This is a genomic window from Thalassospira lucentensis MCCC 1A00383 = DSM 14000 (assembly GCF_000421265.1).
GTDB lineage: Bacteria > Pseudomonadota > Alphaproteobacteria > Rhodospirillales > Thalassospiraceae > Thalassospira > Thalassospira lucentensis.
The window spans coordinates 1-14571 of record NZ_ATWN01000013.1; the positions used below are offsets into that span (position 1 = coordinate 1).

The window sequence follows — 14571 nt, forward strand, 5'->3', positions numbered from 1 at the left end:
CATTGGCGCGCTGCTGCGTGGTACCAAACGTGAAGACGTCGAACGTGGCCAGGTTCTGGCACACGTTGGCTCGATCACCCCGCACACCAAATTCGAAGCAGAAGCCTACATCCTGACGAAGGATGAAGGTGGCCGTCACACGCCGTTCTTCTCGAACTACCGTCCTCAGTTCTACTTCCGTACAACTGACGTCACCGGTTCGATTGAGCTGCCTGCTGGCACCGAAATGGTAATGCCGGGCGACAACGTTCAGATGACCGCAACCCTCATTGCACCGATCGCAATGGACGAAGGTCTGCGTTTCGCAATCCGTGAAGGCGGTCGTACCGTCGGCGCGGGCGTTGTTGCTAAGATCCTCGAGTAATTTTTCTCTTGATCTTTGTGTGGCGGGCGGCTACATAGGCCGCCCGCTATACTTTTGCGGCAATCGTCAACTCCAGTTGAGGGGCCGGTGTCCTTTTGAGGGCTCCGGTACATAATTACATGGATAGTCAGAACATTCGCATTCGCCTTAAGGCGTTTGACCATCGCGTGCTGGATCAGTCCACGCGCGAGATCGTCAATACGGCGAAGCGCACTGGCGCAGAGGTCCGCGGCCCAATTCCGCTGCCGACCCGCATCGAAAAATACACTGTTCTGCGGTCTCCGCACATCGATAAGAAATCGCGTGAGCAGTTTGAAATCCGTACGCACAAGCGTCTTCTCGACATTGTCGACCCGACCCCGCAAACCGTTGATGCTCTTATGAAGCTCGACCTTGCTGCCGGTGTCGACGTCGAGATCAAACTTTAATCGGGAGTAAGCCGCAATGCGTAGTGGACTTATTACCCAGAAGGTCGGCATGACCCGCGTCTTTAACGACGATGGTTCCCACCTTCCTGTAACAGTTCTGAAGGTCGAAGATCTTCAGGTTGTCGCCAACCGTACCAATGAACTCGACGGCTACGTCGCTGTTCAGCTTGGTTATGGTAAAGCGAAAGTGAAAAACGTATCGAAGCCGATGCGCGGTCACTTCGCCAAAGCCAAGGTTGAGCCGAAAGCCAAACTTGCTGAATTCCGCGTTAGCGAAGATGGCCTGATCGAAGTTGGTGCAGAACTTTCTGCTACTCACTTTGTTGATGGTCAGTACGTTGACGTAATCGGCACCTCCATCGGTAAAGGTTTTGCCGGTGCGATGAAGCGTCACAACTTCGGTGGTCTTCGTGCGTCGCACGGTGTGTCTGTATCGCACCGTTCGCATGGTTCCACTGGTCAGTGTCAGGATCCGGGCCGCGTCTTCAAAGGTAAGAAGATGGCCGGTCACATGGGTGCCGCACGTGTTACCGTTCAGTCCTTGAAAATCGTCACTTCTGACGAAGCAAAAGGTCTGATCCTGGTTCATGGTGCAGTCCCGGGTCACAAGGGCGCATATGTCCTTGTTAAGGATTCTGTGAAACGTGCTGCGCCGGAAGGTCTTCCGTTCCCAGCCGCGCTTAAGGGTGCTGCCCCGGCTGCTGAAGAAGCTGTCGCCGAGGATAAGGAATAAGCATCATGAAGCTCGACATTCTTAAACTTGACGCTTCCAAGGCCGGTAACATTGATCTCGCAGAAGAGATCTTTGGTCTGGAAGTACGTCGCGACGTTCTGCACCGTATGGTGAACTGGCAGTTGGCAAAACGCCGTGCTGGTACCCATAAGGTAAAAGAAAAGTCGGAAATTTCCGCAACCACGAAAAAGTTCGTGCGTCAGAAAGGTAGTGGCGGTGCTCGTCACGGTTCCCGTAAGGCAGCACAGTTCCGTGGTGGTGGGGTTGTGCATGGTCCGCGTGTTCGCGATCACGCACACGATCTGACCAAGAAATTCCGTAAGCTCGCGCTTAAAACCGCTCTGTCGGCTAAAGCAAAGGACGGTAAGCTTATCGTTCTTGATAATGCGGAATTCTCGGATGCTAAAACCAAGAGTCTGGTTGCAGTTTTCAACAAACTCGGCTGGAAGTCTGCATTGATCATTGACGGTACGCAGGTCAACGAAGGTTTTGCTCGCGCTGCGCGCAATATCCCGCAAATTGATGTGTTGCCTGAGATCGGTGCTAACGTCTATGACATCCTTCGCCGTGACACCTTGGTGCTCACCAAGGGTGCGGTCGAAGCGTTGGAGGCACGTCTCAAATGACGATCATCAGCAAAGAGCGGATGTACGAAGTCATCCGCGCCCCGCATATTACTGAAAAGTCGACGTTGATTTCTGAACACAACGCAGTTGCGTTCAAAGTCGCGATCGACGCCACCAAGCCGGAGATTAAGGCTGCTGTGGAAGGTCTGTTCGGGGTGAAGGTCAAGGCGGTCAATACCTCTGTGGTAAAAGGAAAGACCAAGCGTTTTCGCGGTATTTCCGGTCGTCGGAGCGATTTCAAGAAAGCGATGGTAACCCTCGAAGAGGGTCATTCCGTCGATGTGACTACGGGAATCTAAGACAATGGCTTTGAAGAAGTTTAAACCAACCTCTCCTGGTCGCCGTCAGCTGGTTCTTGTCGATCGTTCTGATCTCCACAAGGGCAAGCCGATTAAAGCGTTGACCGAAGGTCTTCGCAAGAAAGGTGGCCGTAACAACACTGGTCGTATCACCGCCCGCCGTATTGGTGGTGGTCACAAACGTCGTTACCGTATGATCGATTTCAAACGTACCAAGTTTGATATTGTCGGTACCGTCGAGCGTTTGGAATATGATCCGAACCGCACCGCGTTTATCGCGTTGGTTCGTTATTCTGACGACGAATTGGCCTACATCCTAGCACCACAGCGTCTCGCAATTGGCGACAAGATTGTTGCCGCTGAACGCGTAGATATTAAGCCGGGCAATGCCGCACCGCTGAAGAATATTCCGGTCGGTACCATTATCCATAACGTCGAACTGAAAGCCGGTAAAGGTGGTCAGGTCGCACGGTCAGCAGGTGCCTATGTGCAACTTGTTGGTAAGGATCAGGGTTACGCCCAGCTGAAGCTGTCCTCCGGTGAAGTACGTTTGGTTCGTGGTGAATGCATGGCTACCATTGGTGCCGTGTCTAACCAGGACCATCAAAACATCAACCTTGGTAAAGCCGGCCGTAATCGCTGGCTTGGCAAACGTCCTTCGGTTCGTGGTGTAGCCATGAACCCGATCGATCACCCGCATGGTGGTGGTGAAGGTCGTACATCGGGTGGTCGTCATCCGGTTACGCCGTGGGGTAAGCCTACCAAGGGCAAACGTACCCGCTCGAACAAAAAGACCGACGCGCTTATCATGCGCCGTCGTCACAAGAGCTAACGGAGGAGGCTAGACTATGGCGCGTTCCGTTTGGAAGGGTCCGTTCGTTGACGGATACCTTCTTAAGAAAGCCGATACTGTCCGTGCCTCAGGCCGGAATGAGGTAATTAAGACCTGGTCGCGGCGCTCGACGATTTTGCCGCAATTTGTAGGCCTCACCTTTGGGGTTTATAATGGCCAGAAGTTTCTGCCAGTGCTCGTGAACGAAGATATGATCGGTCACAAGTTTGGTGAATTCTCGCCGACCCGTACCTACTATGGTCACGCGGCCGACAAAAAGGCGAAGAGGAAGTAACGATGGGTAAGAAAGCTGACATCCGTCGGCTGGCGGATAACGAGGCTGCTGCTTCGCTCCGGGCTTTACGCATTTCCCCGCGTAAGCTCAACCTCGTCGCCGAGTCGATCCGTGGTATGAAGGCAGAAGCTGCTTTGGCAGAACTGACCTTCTCCAACAAACGTATTTCGCAGGACGTCAAAAAGCTGCTGGAATCGGCAATCGCAAATGCCGAAAACAACCATCAGCTTGATGTTGATCGTCTCTTTATCAAAGAGGCGTCTGTTGGTAAGGCCTTCGTGATGAAACGTTGGCGCGCCCGTGCACGCGGTCGTGTCGGCAAGATCATTAAGCCGTTCTCCAACATCCGCATCGTCGTTTGCGAACGTGAGGAGACCGAGTAATGGGTCAAAAAGTAAATCCGATCGGTCTACGCGTTGGGATTAACCGTACCTGGGATTCCCGCTGGTACGCCAACAAGACCGATTTCGCTGATCTTCTTCATGAAGATATTGCGATCCGTAATTTCATCTTCACCCGGCTTAAGCAGGCCGGTGTCTCGAAGGTGATTATCGAACGTCCGGCGAAAAAAGCCCGCATCTCGATTCACTCTGCCCGTCCGGGTGTTGTGATCGGGAAAAAAGGCCAGGACATCGAGAAGCTCAAGAACGATCTGCAGAAGATGACCAAGTCAGAAGTGCAGGTTAACATCATCGAAATCCGTAAACCGGAGATCGATGCCAAGCTGGTCGCTGATAACATCGCCCAGCAGCTTGAGCGCCGTGTTTCGTTCCGTCGCGCTATGAAGCGCTCGGTTCAGAACGCAATGCGTCTCGGTGCTGGTGGCATTCGTATTAATGCTGCTGGTCGTCTTGGTGGCGCTGAAATCGCTCGTACCGAATGGTATCGTGAAGGTCGCGTTCCGCTGCACACGCTGCGTGCGGACGTTGATTATGGCACTTCAGAAGCACACACCACCTATGGTGTTTGCGGTCTGAAGGTCTGGATCTTCAAGGGCGAAATCATGGCACATGATCCGTTGGCTTCAGAGCGTAAAGCGCTCGAGTCGGCTGGTTCCGGTCGTAAGTAAGGAGATCCCGATATGCTTTCTCCGAAACGTACAAAGTTCCGTAAAGCCTTCAAAGGTCGCCTGAAAGGGCAGGCCAAAGGTGGTACCGAACTGAATTTCGGCGCTTATGGCTTGAAAGCCTTGGAGCCGGAGCGTATAACGGCGCGTCAGATCGAAGCGGCTCGCCGCGCGATCACTCGCCACATGCGCCGTCAAGGTCGTGTGTGGATACGCGTTTTCCCGGATCTACCGGTTTCGCAGAAGCCTGCCGAAGTCCGTCAGGGTAAAGGTAAAGGCTCGATCGAGTATTGGTCGGCACGCGTTAAACCGGGGCGGATTATGTTTGAACTCGACGGTGTTCCGTTGGATCTTGCACGCCGAGCTTTCGAGCTGGCAGCGGCAAAATTGCCGATCAAGACCAAGTTTGTCACACGTCTTGGTGAAGGGGAGTAATTAGTGATGAAAGTTGCTGATCTCCGCGCTAAAAGCGCTGACGAACTAAAACAGATGCTGCTGGACCTGCGTAAGGAGTCGTTCAATATGCGATTCCAGCAGGCCTCCGGTCAGTTTGAGAACACTGCGCGGGTCCGTCAGGTCCGTCGTGATATCGCCCGCATCAAAACCCTTCTCGGTAACGAGAAGGGTGCGACCGCGGCCTAACAGGACACGCAGAGGAGTAAACACACATGCCGAGGCGTGTATTGCAGGGGACAGTCGTTTCTACAAAGAACGACAAGACTGTGGTGGTCCGTGTGGAACGCCAGGTCATGCACCCGCTGTATAAAAAGTACGTGCGCAAGTCGAAGAAATTCCACGCGCACGATGAAGAGAACCGCTTCAAGACGGGTGACGTTGTTCGCATTCGCGAATGCAAACCGATCTCCAAATTGAAGTCTTGGGAAGTAGTGGTCGAGGAGTGAGTCCTCAGCCCAATCATAGTCAAGGGGTAAACCCATGATCCAGATGCAGTCCAATCTGGACGTTGCCGACAATAGTGGCGCTCGCCGCGTCCAGTGCATCAAGGTGCTGGGCGGTTCGAAGCGCAAAACCGCTCACGTTGGTGATGTTATCGTGGTTTCCGTTAAGGAAGCCATCCCGCGCGGTCGTGTAAAGAAGGGTGCAGTTCACAAAGCTGTCATCGTTCGCACCGCAAAGGAAATTCGTCGTGCCGATGGCTCGGCGATCCGCTTTGACCGTAACGCTGCCGTTCTCATTAATGCGAATGGCGAGCCGATCGGCACGCGTATTTTCGGCCCGGTAACCCGTGAACTTCGTTCGCGTGGTTACATGAAGATCATTTCGCTCGCTCCGGAGGTGCTGTAATGGCTGCCAAGATTAAAAAGGGCGACCGCGTCATTGTTCTGACGGGTAAAGACAAAGGGAAGACCGGCGAAGTTCTCGCCGCATTCCCGACCGAGAACAAGGTTCTGGTTTCGGGCATCAACCTGGTGAAACGTCACCAGCGCCCGTCCGGTGCTGATGCCGGTGGCATTGTCGAGAAGGAAGCGAAAATTAACGTTTCCAATCTCGCGATTGTTGACCCGAAAGAAAATAAGCCGACCCGCGTCGGTTTTAAGACCCTTGATGATGGTCGCAAGGTTCGCTTCGCGAAGCTTAGCGGCGAAGTCATCGACAAGTGAGGGACGGAAAAATGACGCGCCTGCGCGAACATTATAAAGAAGTGGTGCGTGACGCACTCCTAGAGCAGTTCTCTTACGGGAACAGCATGGAGATTCCGCGCCTCGAAAAGATCGTGATCAACATGGGTGTCGGCGACGCCACCCAAGATCGCAAAAAACTGGATGGTGCAGTTGCGGATCTCGCGGCTATCACCGGTCAGAAGCCTATCTTCACGGTAGCGAAAAAGTCGGTAGCGGCTTTCAAACTTCGTGAAGGCATGAACATCGGTTGTAAAGTGACCTTGCGTCGCGACCGTATGTTTGAGTTCCTGGACCGTTTGGTCACCATCGCGCTTCCGCGCGTTCGTGACTTCCGCGGCCTGAACAAAAAATCCTTTGATGGTCGTGGCAACTTTGCCATGGGCTTGAAGGAACAGTTCGTCTTTCCTGAAGTCGAGTACGACAAAGTTGACTCGGTCCGCGGGATGGACATCATCATTTGTACCACGGCTAAGTCTGACGATGAAGCTCTTGCCCTTCTTAAGGGCTTTGATCTTCCGTTCGGAAACTAACTGGAGGTTGGCCCATGGCCAAGAAGAGCGCTGTAGAGCGTGAACTCAAACGTGAACGCCTGGCGAAGCAATTTGCTGCCAAGCGTGCCGCCCTTAAAGCGGTAATCGGCAACCGCGAAACGTCCCCTGAGGATCGTATCGTGGCTGTGATTAAACTCGCCCAGCTGCCGCGTAACTCGGCCCGCATCCGTCAGCGTATTCGCTGCCAGTTGTCCGGTCGTCCGCGCGGTGTGTATCGCAAATTCCGCCTGTCCCGTATCGCACTTCGTGAACTTGCTTCACGTGGTCAGATCCCGGGCATGGTGAAATCCAGCTGGTAAGGAGGACATCACATGTCGATGACCGATCCCGTAAGTGATATGCTCACGCGTATCCGTAACGGTCAGCGCGTTGGGAAATCCAGCGTTGTCTCGCCGGCTTCGAAACTGCGTACCGGTGTGCTGGATGTTCTCCAGCGCGAAGGTTACATCCGCGGTTATAATGTAAGTGAAATTCGCAAGGGCATCAGTGAAATCAGCATCGAACTCAAGTATTTTGAGGGCGAAGGTGTGATTAAGCAGATCGACCGCGTCTCGACCCCGGGTCGTCGTGTATATTCGAAGATCAAAGATCTTCCGAAGGTATACAATGGCTTGGGCATCGCAGTCCTGTCCACTCCGCGAGGAGTTCTTTCGGATCAGGAGGCTCGCGAACAGAATGTCGGCGGCGAAATCCTCTGCAAGGTATTCTAAGGAGGGCCAACGATGTCGCGAGTAGGTAAAAATCCGGTGGTCGTGCCTAACGGCGTTACCATCACCCTGAACGAAGAGCAGATCAGTGCAAAAGGTAAGCTCGGTGAGCTTAACTTGTCTCTGACCTCGGACGTAACCGTTACCCAGGAAGATAACCAGATCTGGGTGAAACCGAAAAATGATAGTAAGCGCGCGCGTGCCCTTTGGGGTACCACCCGTGCGAACATCTCGAACCTCGTTTCCGGGGTTTCAGAAGGTTTCACCAAGAAATTGGAAATCACTGGTGTTGGTTATCGTGCGCAGGTTCAAGGCAACAAACTTGTTCTGCAGCTTGGCTTCTCACACGACGTGGAAATGGAGATCCCTACGGGTCTTAGCGTCGTCGCTGAAAAGCCGACCCTTGTCGCCATCTCTGGCGCAGATAAACAGCTTGTCGGTCAGTTCGCTGCAAATGCACGCGGCTGGCGCGGTCCGGAGCCTTACAAAGGCAAAGGTGTCCGTTACGAAGGCGAGTATATCTTGCGCAAAGAAGGCAAGAAGAAGTAAGGACTGGCACGATGAAAAACGTGAGAAGCCTTTTCGAGCGCCGCAAACGTCGCGTTCGTTTTGCGATCCGCCAGAAAGCGGCCGGTCGCCCGCGCCTTTGTGTTCACCGTTCGAACGCTCACATCTATGCACAGGTTATCGACGACGTCGCTGGCACCACCTTGGTGGCTGCTTCGACGGCAGAGAAAGCCCTTGCAGGCAAAGGCAGTAATGCCGAAGCCGCTGTTCTGGTTGGCAAAGCCATTGCTGAACGTGCAGTTAAAGCTGGTGTGAAAACGGTCGTTTTCGATCGTGGCGGGTATTTGTTCCATGGCCGAGTGAAAGCTCTGGCCGATGCCGCCCGTGAGGGCGGTCTAGACTTCTAAGGAGCACGACCATGGCACGTAACCAGAATCAACAGCAGCAGCAGGCGCCGAAAGCCCGTGAAGAAAACGAACTCGTCGACAAGCTGGTTGGTATCAACCGCGTCGCGAAAGTCGTTAAGGGCGGTCGTCGTTTTGCATTTTCCGCAATGGTCGTTGTCGGTGACCAGCGCGGTCGCGTCGGGTACGGCACGGGTAAAGCCCGTGAAGTTCCAGAAGCGATCCGTAAAGCCACCGAAGCAGCCAAACGCAACATGATCCGCGTTCCGCTTCGTGAAGGGCGTACCCTTCACCATGATACCAAAGGCCATTTCGGTGCAGGCAAGGTTGTCCTTCGCTCGGCTCCGGCTGGTACCGGTATCATTGCCGGCGGTGCGATGCGTGCGGTTTTCGAAACCATGGGCGTTCAGGACGTTGTGTCCAAATGTACCGGTTCGAACAACCCACACAATGTGATCCGCGCAACCCTTGACGCTCTGGTCAACGGTGCGTCCCCGCGTCAGGTCGCTGCAAAGCGTGGCCTGAAAGTCGGTGACGTTGTTGCCCGTCGCGATAGCGGTTCGGCTGCGGCCGCCGTTCTCGAAAAGGAGTAATTCGATATGGCTGCTAAGAAAAAAGCGACTGTACGCGTTACCCAGACGGGTTCGCCGATCGGACGTCCGGCAGATCAGCGTCAGACCCTTGTGGGTCTTGGCCTGAACAAAATGCACCGGACTCGTGAGCTGGAAGATACACCAGCTGTTCGCGGTATGATCGCAAAGGTCAAACATCTCGTCCGTGTGGACGAGGCTTGATTGACCCCAGATCGAAAAGGTGTTGAACGATGAAACTCAACGAACTTGCCGATAACCCGGGTGCGCGTAAAGCGCGTACCCGCGTCGGTCGCGGTATCGGTTCGGGCAAAGGCAAAACTTCTGGCGCAGGTCAGAAGGGTCAGAAGTCCCGTTCAGGTGTAGCCATTAATGGCTTCGAAGGTGGGCAGATGCCTATCTATCGCCGTCTTCCGAAACGCGGCTTTACGAACCTGTTCAAGAAACAGTTCGGTGTTGTAAACCTTGGTACCCTTCAGACCGCCGTTGATAACGGTGATCTTGAAGAAGGTGCGAATGTCACCGTAGCTCTTCTTGCAGAAAAAGGCCTTGCCCGTCCGCAGAAAGACGGTCTGCGTCTTCTTGCTAAAGGTGAACTGAAAGCGAAACTGAACATCGAGATTACCGGTGCTTCGAAAGCAGCTGTTGAAGCTGTTGAGAAAGCCGGCGGCTCGGTTAAGGTTCTTGCTCCGGTCGCTGAAGCAAAAACCGCAGAATAAGCCTATAATGACTTCGTGAGGGTCCGGTTCCATTAATTTGCGGGACCGGACCCTCCAGTTTTAGTGTATTGGGAGATGAGTGCATGGCATCGGCCGCCGAGCAGCTTGCCGCGAACCTGAACTGGTCGTCTTTTACTAAGTCGACTGAGCTTAAAAAACGTATCTGGTTCACGTTGGGCGCGCTTATTGTTTATCGTCTGGGGACCTATATTCCGGTTCCTGGTGTTGACCCGTCTATTCTTGCTGACATTTTCCGTCAGAATGCAGGCGGCGTTCTGGGCATGTTTGACATGTTCGCCGGTGGTGCGTTGGGTCGTATGACGATCTTTGCGCTCAATATTATGCCGTATATCTCGGCCTCGATTATCATTCAGTTGATGACGACCGTTTCGCCAACTCTTGAGACTCTCAAGAAAGAAGGCGAGCAGGGCCGCAAAAAGATTAATCAATATACCCGCTATCTGACAGTTGTGATTGCAACGGTGCAGGCATGGGGCATTGCTGTTGGTCTTGAAAGCATGACCGGTTCAACCGGTGCTGCTGTTCATGACCCAGGCATGTTCTTCCGCTTTACCGCTGTTGTGACCCTTGTTGGTGGCACCATGTTCCTGATGTGGCTTGGTGAACAGATCACCCAGCGTGGCATTGGTAACGGTATTTCGCTGATCATCTTTGCCGGTATTGTTGCCGGTCTGCCCAGCGCGATTGCCGGTACTTTGGAACTTGGCCGTACTGGCGCGATTTCAGCCTTTGCGATCATTTCGATCATCGTTCTGGCGGTTGCGGTTATTGCGTTCATCGTCTTTGTTGAACGTGCGCAGCGCCGCGTTCTGATCCAGTATCCCAAACGCCAGGTTGGCATGAAGGTTATGGAAGGTCAGAGCTCGCACCTGCCGCTCAAGATCAACACTGCCGGTGTGATCCCGCCGATCTTTGCAAGCTCGTTGCTCCTCATGCCGCTTTCGGTGGCACAGTTCACCACCGGTGTTGATGCACCTGTGTGGCTGTCGACGGTGACGGCATTGCTTGGTCGCGGACAGCCGCTTTATATCGCGCTGTATATTGGCCTGATCGTATTCTTTGCCTTCTTCTACACGGCGGTTGTTTTCAACCCGGAAGATACGGCAGACAACCTGAAGAAACACGGTGGGTTTATTCCGGGCATCCGTCCGGGTAAAAATACCGCGAATCATCTGGATTTCATTCTGACCCGTTTGACGGTGATCGGTGCAGCTTATCTGGCGTTCGTTTGTATCTTGCCAGAGCTTCTGATCGCAGAATGGTCTGTACCCTTCTACTTTGGTGGGACTAGCTTGCTGATCGTTGTAACGGTTACGATGGATACCGTTGCACAGGTTCAGTCTCATATGCTGGCTCATCAGTATGAAGGCCTGATCAAGAAATCCAAACTGCGTGGTCGCCGCCGATAAAGAAGCGACTACGGATATCAGGGGACGGACGAAAATGAACATTATCCTTCTTGGCCCTCCCGGCGCGGGCAAGGGTACTCAGGCAAAGCGTCTTGAAACAGGACGCGGCATGGTTCAGCTCTCAACGGGCGACATGCTTCGTGCAGCGGTAGCAGCCGGCACGGAACTGGGGCAGAAGGCAAAGGAAGTCATGGACGCGGGGAAACTCGTATCCGACGATCTTATGATCGGCCTGATTTCTGAAAGGCTTGACCAGGATGATACCAAGAACGGTTTCATCCTGGACGGGTTTCCACGCACAACGGCCCAGGCGGAAGCCTTGGACGATATGCTGGCAACCAAAGGATTGGCACTTGATTATGTGATTGAACTGCGTGTGGATGATGCAGCGTTGGTGGCCCGTGTTGTCGGTCGCTATACCTGTGCCAAATGCGGGCAGGGATACCATGACGAGTTCCAGAAACCGGTTGAAGAAGGTGTCTGCGACGTATGTCAAAGCACCGAATTCAAACGTCGCGCGGATGACACCGCCGAGACGGTCACCTCAAGGCTGGAAGCTTATCACAAGCAAACAGCACCGATCATTCCTTACTATGAAAAGGTCGGTAAGCTGAAAACAGTTGACGGGATGGCTGAAATCGACGAAGTTACGCGCGAGATTGAAGCCATCCTGGGGTAATTTCCCGGGCAGGGCGTCTTTTTGCTGGCGGGTTGGCAGTAATGCTGGCCCGCTTTTGCAGCGCTCTACCCAACCGGATCTGCCGCAGGGTTTGTTAACAGGAAACAGGAGTCTCACACAGTGGCTCGTATTGCTGGCGTGAACATCCCGACTGCTAAACGCGTCGTGATTGCGCTTACCTACATCACCGGCATTGGTCCGGCGAAAGCTAAAGAAATTTGCGCTAAGGTTGGAATCGAAGCAGCAACCCGTGTTCATCAGCTCTCTGATGACCAGGTTCTCAAGGTTCGTGAAGTCATCGACGCTGATTACACCGTCGAGGGCGACCTTCGTCGTGAAACCGCAATGAACATTAAACGTCTGATGGATCTGGGCAGCTATCGCGGCCTGCGTCATCGTCGCGGTCTCCCGGTACGCGGTCAGCGTACCCACACCAACGCTCGCACCCGCAAGGGACCGGCTAAGCCGATCGCAGGCAAGAAGAAGTAAGGTAGGGGACAGAGACAATGGCGAAAGCTCCTCAGCAGACTCGTGTACGTCGTCGCGAGCGCAAGAACATTACGAACGGTATCGCGCACGTAAACGCGACCTTCAACAACACCATGATTACCATCACTGACGTTCAGGGGAATACCATCTCCTGGTCGACCGCTGGTGGTATGGGTTTCCGCGGTTCGCGTAAATCAACACCATATGCTGCACAGATGGCTGCCGAAGATGCAGGTAAAAAAGCTGCAGAACACGGCATGAAAACTCTTGAAGTACAGGTTAAAGGCCCGGGTTCGGGACGTGAATCTGCACTGCGTGCGCTTCAGGCTGTTGGTTTCACGATTACGTCGATCAAAGACGTAACGCCGATTCCGCATAACGGTTGCCGTCCGCGTAAACGTCGTCGCGTCTAATCGCGTCGATCTGCGGACGACCCCGCGTTTGGGCCCGGTGCACCCGGGCCCCTTCGCGTTTCTCATGAGGGCAAAACTTGCTCTCCTTATATTAGGCTCCAGTTGCGAAGGTGGGTCTCGTGATTCAAAAGAACTGGCAGGAACTGATTAAGCCGACCAAGCTTGATGTTACTCCGGGTACAGACGCCAGCCGCGTTGGTACGATCGTGGCGGAACCGCTGGAGCGCGGTTTTGGTCAGACTCTGGGTAACGCGCTGCGTCGCATTCTGCTGTCGTCGCTCCAGGGTTCAGCGGTTACCGCGATCCAGATCGACGGCGTATTGCACGAATTTTCGTCGATCCCGGGTGTCCGTGAAGATGTCACCGACATCATCTTGAACATTAAGACCATGGGCGTGCGCATGCATGCCGAAGGTCCAAAGAAAATGACCCTGAAGGCGACCGGCCCTGGTGCCGTCACCGCAGGTCAGATTCAGACCGGTGCTGACATCGAAATCCTTAACCCGGATCTCGAGCTGTGCCATCTTGATGATGGTGCTACGCTGAATATCGAATTTACCGTTGATAACGGTAAAGGCTATGTCGCAGCAAGCGGTCACAGCTCTTCGGATGCACCGATTGGTCTTATTCCGATCGATGCAATCTTCAGCCCGATCCGTAAAGTGGCCTACAAGGTGGAAAACACCCGTGTTGGTCAGGATACCGATTTTGACAAGCTGTCACTTACCGTTGAAACCAACGGTGCGTTGACCCCGGAAGATTCGGTGGCCTTGGCCGCCCGTATCCTTCAGGACCAGCTGTCGCTGTTCGTCAACTTCGATGAGCCCGAAGCGGTTGTCGAAGAGAAGAAAGAAGACGAACTGCCGTTCAATCGTAACCTTCTTCGTAAGGTCGACGAGCTTGAACTTTCGGTCCGCTCGGCAAATTGCCTGAAGAACGACAACATCATCTATATCGGTGATCTTGTTCAGAAGACCGAAGCAGAAATGCTTCGTACGCCGAACTTCGGTCGTAAGTCGCTGAACGAAATCAAAGATGTACTGGCTCAGATGGGCTTGCATCTCGGTATGGAAGTCGGCGGTTGGCCGCCGGAAAATATCGAAGAACTCGCTCGTAAGTTCGAAGATCCGTTTTAATAACGGGTCTTCGGCCTTCGGGTCGTGATCGGAGCATTTATGCTCCAAACCGGGAAAACCAAATTGTTTGGCGTTTCCGGCGGGCTAGTTGCCCACACCGCACGTGCATGACCTGGCTTTGATCAGGGTGGCGGCGCGGTTTTACAATCGGTTTCGTGAGCGAAGCCAGGTTATTAAGGAGAGTTACCATGCGTCACGGTATGCACGGCCGTAAACTTAATCGTACGTCGTCTCATCGTAAGGCGATGTTTGCCAACATGGCAGTTTCGCTGCTCACCCACGAGCAGATCAAAACCACTCTTCCGAAGGCCAAAGATCTTCGCCCTTACGTCGAAAAACTGATTACGCTGGGCAAGCGGGGCGACCTGCATGCACGCCGTCAGGCTATTTCGATCCTGCGTGATGACAAAATCGTTGCCAAGCTGTTCGGTGAAATCGCTGAGCGTTACAAAGAGCGTTCGGGTGGTTACACCCGTGTTCTTAAAGCTGGCTTCCGTTACGGCGATGCCGCTCCGGTTGCGGTGATTGAACTTGTTGAACGCAATGCCGATGCAAAGGGTGCAGAAGACCGCGCCCGTGTTGAAGCAGAGAGCGAAGGCGAAGAAGCCGCTGCTGAATAAGCACCGCTTCGGCCTCTAAGAAATAAAAACGGGCGGCGCC

The 14571-nt window shown here is 53.8% G+C and carries 28 protein-coding genes; all 28 read left to right on the plus strand.

Annotation, left to right across the window (positions count from 1 at the left end; translation table 11 throughout):
• On the plus strand, positions 1-364 hold a 364-nt coding region (locus K355_RS0121020; protein ID WP_028791836.1), incomplete at its 5' end, for an EF-Tu C-terminal domain-related protein.
• Positions 365-483: 119 nt separating this feature from the next.
• Positions 484-792, plus strand: coding sequence for a 30S ribosomal protein S10 (rpsJ, locus tag K355_RS0121025; protein ID WP_007091508.1), 309 nt, complete (start codon positions 484-486; stop codon positions 790-792).
• Positions 793-808: 16 nt separating this feature from the next.
• Positions 809-1525: a 50S ribosomal protein L3 gene (gene rplC, locus K355_RS0121030; protein ID WP_022734146.1), complete on the plus strand. Its 717-nt coding sequence runs from the start codon at positions 809-811 to the stop codon at positions 1523-1525.
• A 5-nt stretch (positions 1526-1530) separates the two neighbouring features.
• Complete coding sequence (gene rplD / locus K355_RS0121035; protein WP_022734147.1) at positions 1531-2151, plus strand: 50S ribosomal protein L4; 621 nt, start codon at positions 1531-1533, stop codon at positions 2149-2151.
• Entirely contained in the window at positions 2148-2450 is a 303-nt protein-coding gene (locus tag K355_RS0121040; RefSeq protein ID WP_022734148.1) for a 50S ribosomal protein L23, read from the plus strand. Before rplD ends, K355_RS0121040 begins: the two co-directional genes overlap by 4 nt.
• Positions 2451-2454: 4 nt before the next feature.
• Positions 2455-3282, plus strand: coding sequence for a 50S ribosomal protein L2 (rplB, locus tag K355_RS0121045; RefSeq protein ID WP_022734149.1), 828 nt, complete (start codon positions 2455-2457; stop codon positions 3280-3282).
• Positions 3283-3298: 16 nt separating this feature from the next.
• Positions 3299-3577, plus strand: a complete 279-nt coding sequence (gene rpsS / locus K355_RS0121050) for a 30S ribosomal protein S19 (RefSeq protein ID WP_022734150.1) — start codon at positions 3299-3301, stop codon at positions 3575-3577.
• 2 nt (positions 3578-3579) lie between these two features.
• A complete protein-coding gene (rplV, locus tag K355_RS0121055) occupies positions 3580-3960 on the plus strand; it encodes a 50S ribosomal protein L22 (protein ID WP_022734151.1) in 381 nt (126 codons plus the stop codon).
• Positions 3960-4646 carry a 30S ribosomal protein S3 gene (gene rpsC / locus K355_RS0121060; RefSeq protein ID WP_022734152.1) on the plus strand — a complete coding sequence of 229 codons (687 nt, stop codon included), beginning with the start codon at positions 3960-3962 and terminating at the stop codon, positions 4644-4646. The genes rplV and rpsC overlap by 1 nt, the downstream gene beginning before the upstream one ends.
• Positions 4647-4658: 12 nt before the next feature.
• The gene (gene rplP, locus K355_RS0121065; protein WP_022734153.1) at positions 4659-5078 is read left to right on the plus strand and encodes a 50S ribosomal protein L16; all 420 of its coding nucleotides are present in this window, start codon (positions 4659-4661) and stop codon (positions 5076-5078) included.
• Between the two features lie 6 nt (positions 5079-5084).
• Positions 5085-5285 carry a 50S ribosomal protein L29 gene (gene rpmC / locus K355_RS0121070; RefSeq protein WP_022734154.1) on the plus strand — a complete coding sequence of 67 codons (201 nt, stop codon included), beginning with the start codon at positions 5085-5087 and terminating at the stop codon, positions 5283-5285.
• Positions 5286-5311: 26 nt separating this feature from the next.
• Entirely contained in the window at positions 5312-5545 is a 234-nt protein-coding gene (rpsQ, locus tag K355_RS0121075; RefSeq protein ID WP_008892183.1) for a 30S ribosomal protein S17, read from the plus strand.
• Between the two features lie 34 nt (positions 5546-5579).
• Positions 5580-5948, plus strand: coding sequence for a 50S ribosomal protein L14 (rplN, locus tag K355_RS0121080; RefSeq protein WP_022734155.1), 369 nt, complete (start codon positions 5580-5582; stop codon positions 5946-5948).
• The gene (gene rplX, locus K355_RS0121085; protein WP_022734156.1) at positions 5948-6265 is read left to right on the plus strand and encodes a 50S ribosomal protein L24; all 318 of its coding nucleotides are present in this window, start codon (positions 5948-5950) and stop codon (positions 6263-6265) included. Before rplN ends, rplX begins: the two co-directional genes overlap by 1 nt.
• Positions 6266-6276: 11 nt before the next feature.
• The gene (gene rplE / locus K355_RS0121090; RefSeq protein WP_022734157.1) at positions 6277-6816 is read left to right on the plus strand and encodes a 50S ribosomal protein L5; all 540 of its coding nucleotides are present in this window, start codon (positions 6277-6279) and stop codon (positions 6814-6816) included.
• A gap of 14 nt (positions 6817-6830) precedes the next feature.
• On the plus strand, positions 6831-7136 hold the full coding sequence (rpsN, locus tag K355_RS0121095; RefSeq protein ID WP_022734158.1) for a 30S ribosomal protein S14: 306 nt from the start codon (positions 6831-6833) through the stop codon (positions 7134-7136).
• Positions 7137-7148: 12 nt separating this feature from the next.
• Entirely contained in the window at positions 7149-7547 is a 399-nt protein-coding gene (rpsH, locus tag K355_RS0121100; protein WP_022734159.1) for a 30S ribosomal protein S8, read from the plus strand.
• 12 nt (positions 7548-7559) lie between these two features.
• Entirely contained in the window at positions 7560-8093 is a 534-nt protein-coding gene (gene rplF / locus K355_RS0121105) for a 50S ribosomal protein L6 (protein ID WP_022734160.1), read from the plus strand.
• Between the two features lie 11 nt (positions 8094-8104).
• A complete protein-coding gene (rplR, locus tag K355_RS0121110) occupies positions 8105-8458 on the plus strand; it encodes a 50S ribosomal protein L18 (protein ID WP_022734161.1) in 354 nt (117 codons plus the stop codon).
• Between the two features lie 11 nt (positions 8459-8469).
• On the plus strand, positions 8470-9048 hold the full coding sequence (rpsE, locus tag K355_RS0121115) for a 30S ribosomal protein S5 (RefSeq protein ID WP_022734162.1): 579 nt from the start codon (positions 8470-8472) through the stop codon (positions 9046-9048).
• A gap of 6 nt (positions 9049-9054) precedes the next feature.
• Entirely contained in the window at positions 9055-9249 is a 195-nt protein-coding gene (gene rpmD, locus K355_RS0121120) for a 50S ribosomal protein L30 (protein WP_022734163.1), read from the plus strand.
• Positions 9250-9278: 29 nt separating this feature from the next.
• Entirely contained in the window at positions 9279-9764 is a 486-nt protein-coding gene (rplO, locus tag K355_RS0121125; protein ID WP_022734164.1) for a 50S ribosomal protein L15, read from the plus strand.
• Positions 9765-9847: 83 nt separating this feature from the next.
• Positions 9848-11194: a preprotein translocase subunit SecY gene (gene secY / locus K355_RS0121130; protein ID WP_022734165.1), complete on the plus strand. Its 1347-nt coding sequence runs from the start codon at positions 9848-9850 to the stop codon at positions 11192-11194.
• 34 nt (positions 11195-11228) lie between these two features.
• A complete protein-coding gene (locus K355_RS0121135) occupies positions 11229-11873 on the plus strand; it encodes an adenylate kinase (RefSeq protein WP_022734166.1) in 645 nt (214 codons plus the stop codon).
• 120 nt (positions 11874-11993) lie between these two features.
• Positions 11994-12362 (plus strand): 30S ribosomal protein S13, encoded by a 369-nt coding sequence (gene rpsM, locus K355_RS0121140; RefSeq protein WP_022734167.1) that lies wholly within the window; start codon positions 11994-11996, stop codon positions 12360-12362.
• A 17-nt stretch (positions 12363-12379) separates the two neighbouring features.
• Positions 12380-12775: a 30S ribosomal protein S11 gene (gene rpsK / locus K355_RS0121145; protein WP_022734168.1), complete on the plus strand. Its 396-nt coding sequence runs from the start codon at positions 12380-12382 to the stop codon at positions 12773-12775.
• Positions 12776-12894: 119 nt separating this feature from the next.
• Complete coding sequence (locus tag K355_RS0121150) at positions 12895-13911, plus strand: DNA-directed RNA polymerase subunit alpha (protein ID WP_022734169.1); 1017 nt, start codon at positions 12895-12897, stop codon at positions 13909-13911.
• A gap of 188 nt (positions 13912-14099) precedes the next feature.
• The gene (gene rplQ / locus K355_RS0121155) at positions 14100-14531 is read left to right on the plus strand and encodes a 50S ribosomal protein L17 (RefSeq protein ID WP_022734170.1); all 432 of its coding nucleotides are present in this window, start codon (positions 14100-14102) and stop codon (positions 14529-14531) included.
• Positions 14532-14571 lie beyond the last annotated feature (40 nt).

Excerpts from the sequence above, each read along its gene's own strand:
- rpsJ (WP_007091508.1), top strand. The coding sequence starts at position 484 with ATGGATAGTCAGAACATTCGCATTCGCCTTAAGGCGTTTGACCATCGC.
- rplC (WP_022734146.1), top strand. The coding sequence starts at position 809 with ATGCGTAGTGGACTTATTACCCAGAAGGTCGGCATGACCCGCGTCTTT.
- rplD (WP_022734147.1), top strand. The coding sequence starts at position 1,531 with ATGAAGCTCGACATTCTTAAACTTGACGCTTCCAAGGCCGGTAACATT.
- K355_RS0121040 (WP_022734148.1), top strand. The coding sequence starts at position 2,148 with ATGACGATCATCAGCAAAGAGCGGATGTACGAAGTCATCCGCGCCCCG.
- rplB (WP_022734149.1), top strand. The coding sequence starts at position 2,455 with ATGGCTTTGAAGAAGTTTAAACCAACCTCTCCTGGTCGCCGTCAGCTG.
- rpsS (WP_022734150.1), top strand. The coding sequence starts at position 3,299 with ATGGCGCGTTCCGTTTGGAAGGGTCCGTTCGTTGACGGATACCTTCTT.
- rplV (WP_022734151.1), top strand. The coding sequence starts at position 3,580 with ATGGGTAAGAAAGCTGACATCCGTCGGCTGGCGGATAACGAGGCTGCT.
- rpsC (WP_022734152.1), top strand. The coding sequence starts at position 3,960 with ATGGGTCAAAAAGTAAATCCGATCGGTCTACGCGTTGGGATTAACCGT.
- rplP (WP_022734153.1), top strand. The coding sequence starts at position 4,659 with ATGCTTTCTCCGAAACGTACAAAGTTCCGTAAAGCCTTCAAAGGTCGC.
- rpmC (WP_022734154.1), top strand. The coding sequence starts at position 5,085 with ATGAAAGTTGCTGATCTCCGCGCTAAAAGCGCTGACGAACTAAAACAG.
- rpsQ (WP_008892183.1), top strand. The coding sequence starts at position 5,312 with ATGCCGAGGCGTGTATTGCAGGGGACAGTCGTTTCTACAAAGAACGAC.
- rplN (WP_022734155.1), top strand. The coding sequence starts at position 5,580 with ATGATCCAGATGCAGTCCAATCTGGACGTTGCCGACAATAGTGGCGCT.
- rplX (WP_022734156.1), top strand. The coding sequence starts at position 5,948 with ATGGCTGCCAAGATTAAAAAGGGCGACCGCGTCATTGTTCTGACGGGT.
- rplE (WP_022734157.1), top strand. The coding sequence starts at position 6,277 with ATGACGCGCCTGCGCGAACATTATAAAGAAGTGGTGCGTGACGCACTC.
- rpsN (WP_022734158.1), top strand. The coding sequence starts at position 6,831 with ATGGCCAAGAAGAGCGCTGTAGAGCGTGAACTCAAACGTGAACGCCTG.
- rpsH (WP_022734159.1), top strand. The coding sequence starts at position 7,149 with ATGTCGATGACCGATCCCGTAAGTGATATGCTCACGCGTATCCGTAAC.
- rplF (WP_022734160.1), top strand. The coding sequence starts at position 7,560 with ATGTCGCGAGTAGGTAAAAATCCGGTGGTCGTGCCTAACGGCGTTACC.
- rplR (WP_022734161.1), top strand. The coding sequence starts at position 8,105 with ATGAAAAACGTGAGAAGCCTTTTCGAGCGCCGCAAACGTCGCGTTCGT.
- rpsE (WP_022734162.1), top strand. The coding sequence starts at position 8,470 with ATGGCACGTAACCAGAATCAACAGCAGCAGCAGGCGCCGAAAGCCCGT.
- rpmD (WP_022734163.1), top strand. The coding sequence starts at position 9,055 with ATGGCTGCTAAGAAAAAAGCGACTGTACGCGTTACCCAGACGGGTTCG.
- rplO (WP_022734164.1), top strand. The coding sequence starts at position 9,279 with ATGAAACTCAACGAACTTGCCGATAACCCGGGTGCGCGTAAAGCGCGT.
- secY (WP_022734165.1), top strand. The coding sequence starts at position 9,848 with ATGGCATCGGCCGCCGAGCAGCTTGCCGCGAACCTGAACTGGTCGTCT.
- K355_RS0121135 (WP_022734166.1), top strand. The coding sequence starts at position 11,229 with ATGAACATTATCCTTCTTGGCCCTCCCGGCGCGGGCAAGGGTACTCAG.
- rpsK (WP_022734168.1), top strand. The coding sequence starts at position 12,380 with ATGGCGAAAGCTCCTCAGCAGACTCGTGTACGTCGTCGCGAGCGCAAG.
- rplQ (WP_022734170.1), top strand. The coding sequence starts at position 14,100 with ATGCGTCACGGTATGCACGGCCGTAAACTTAATCGTACGTCGTCTCAT.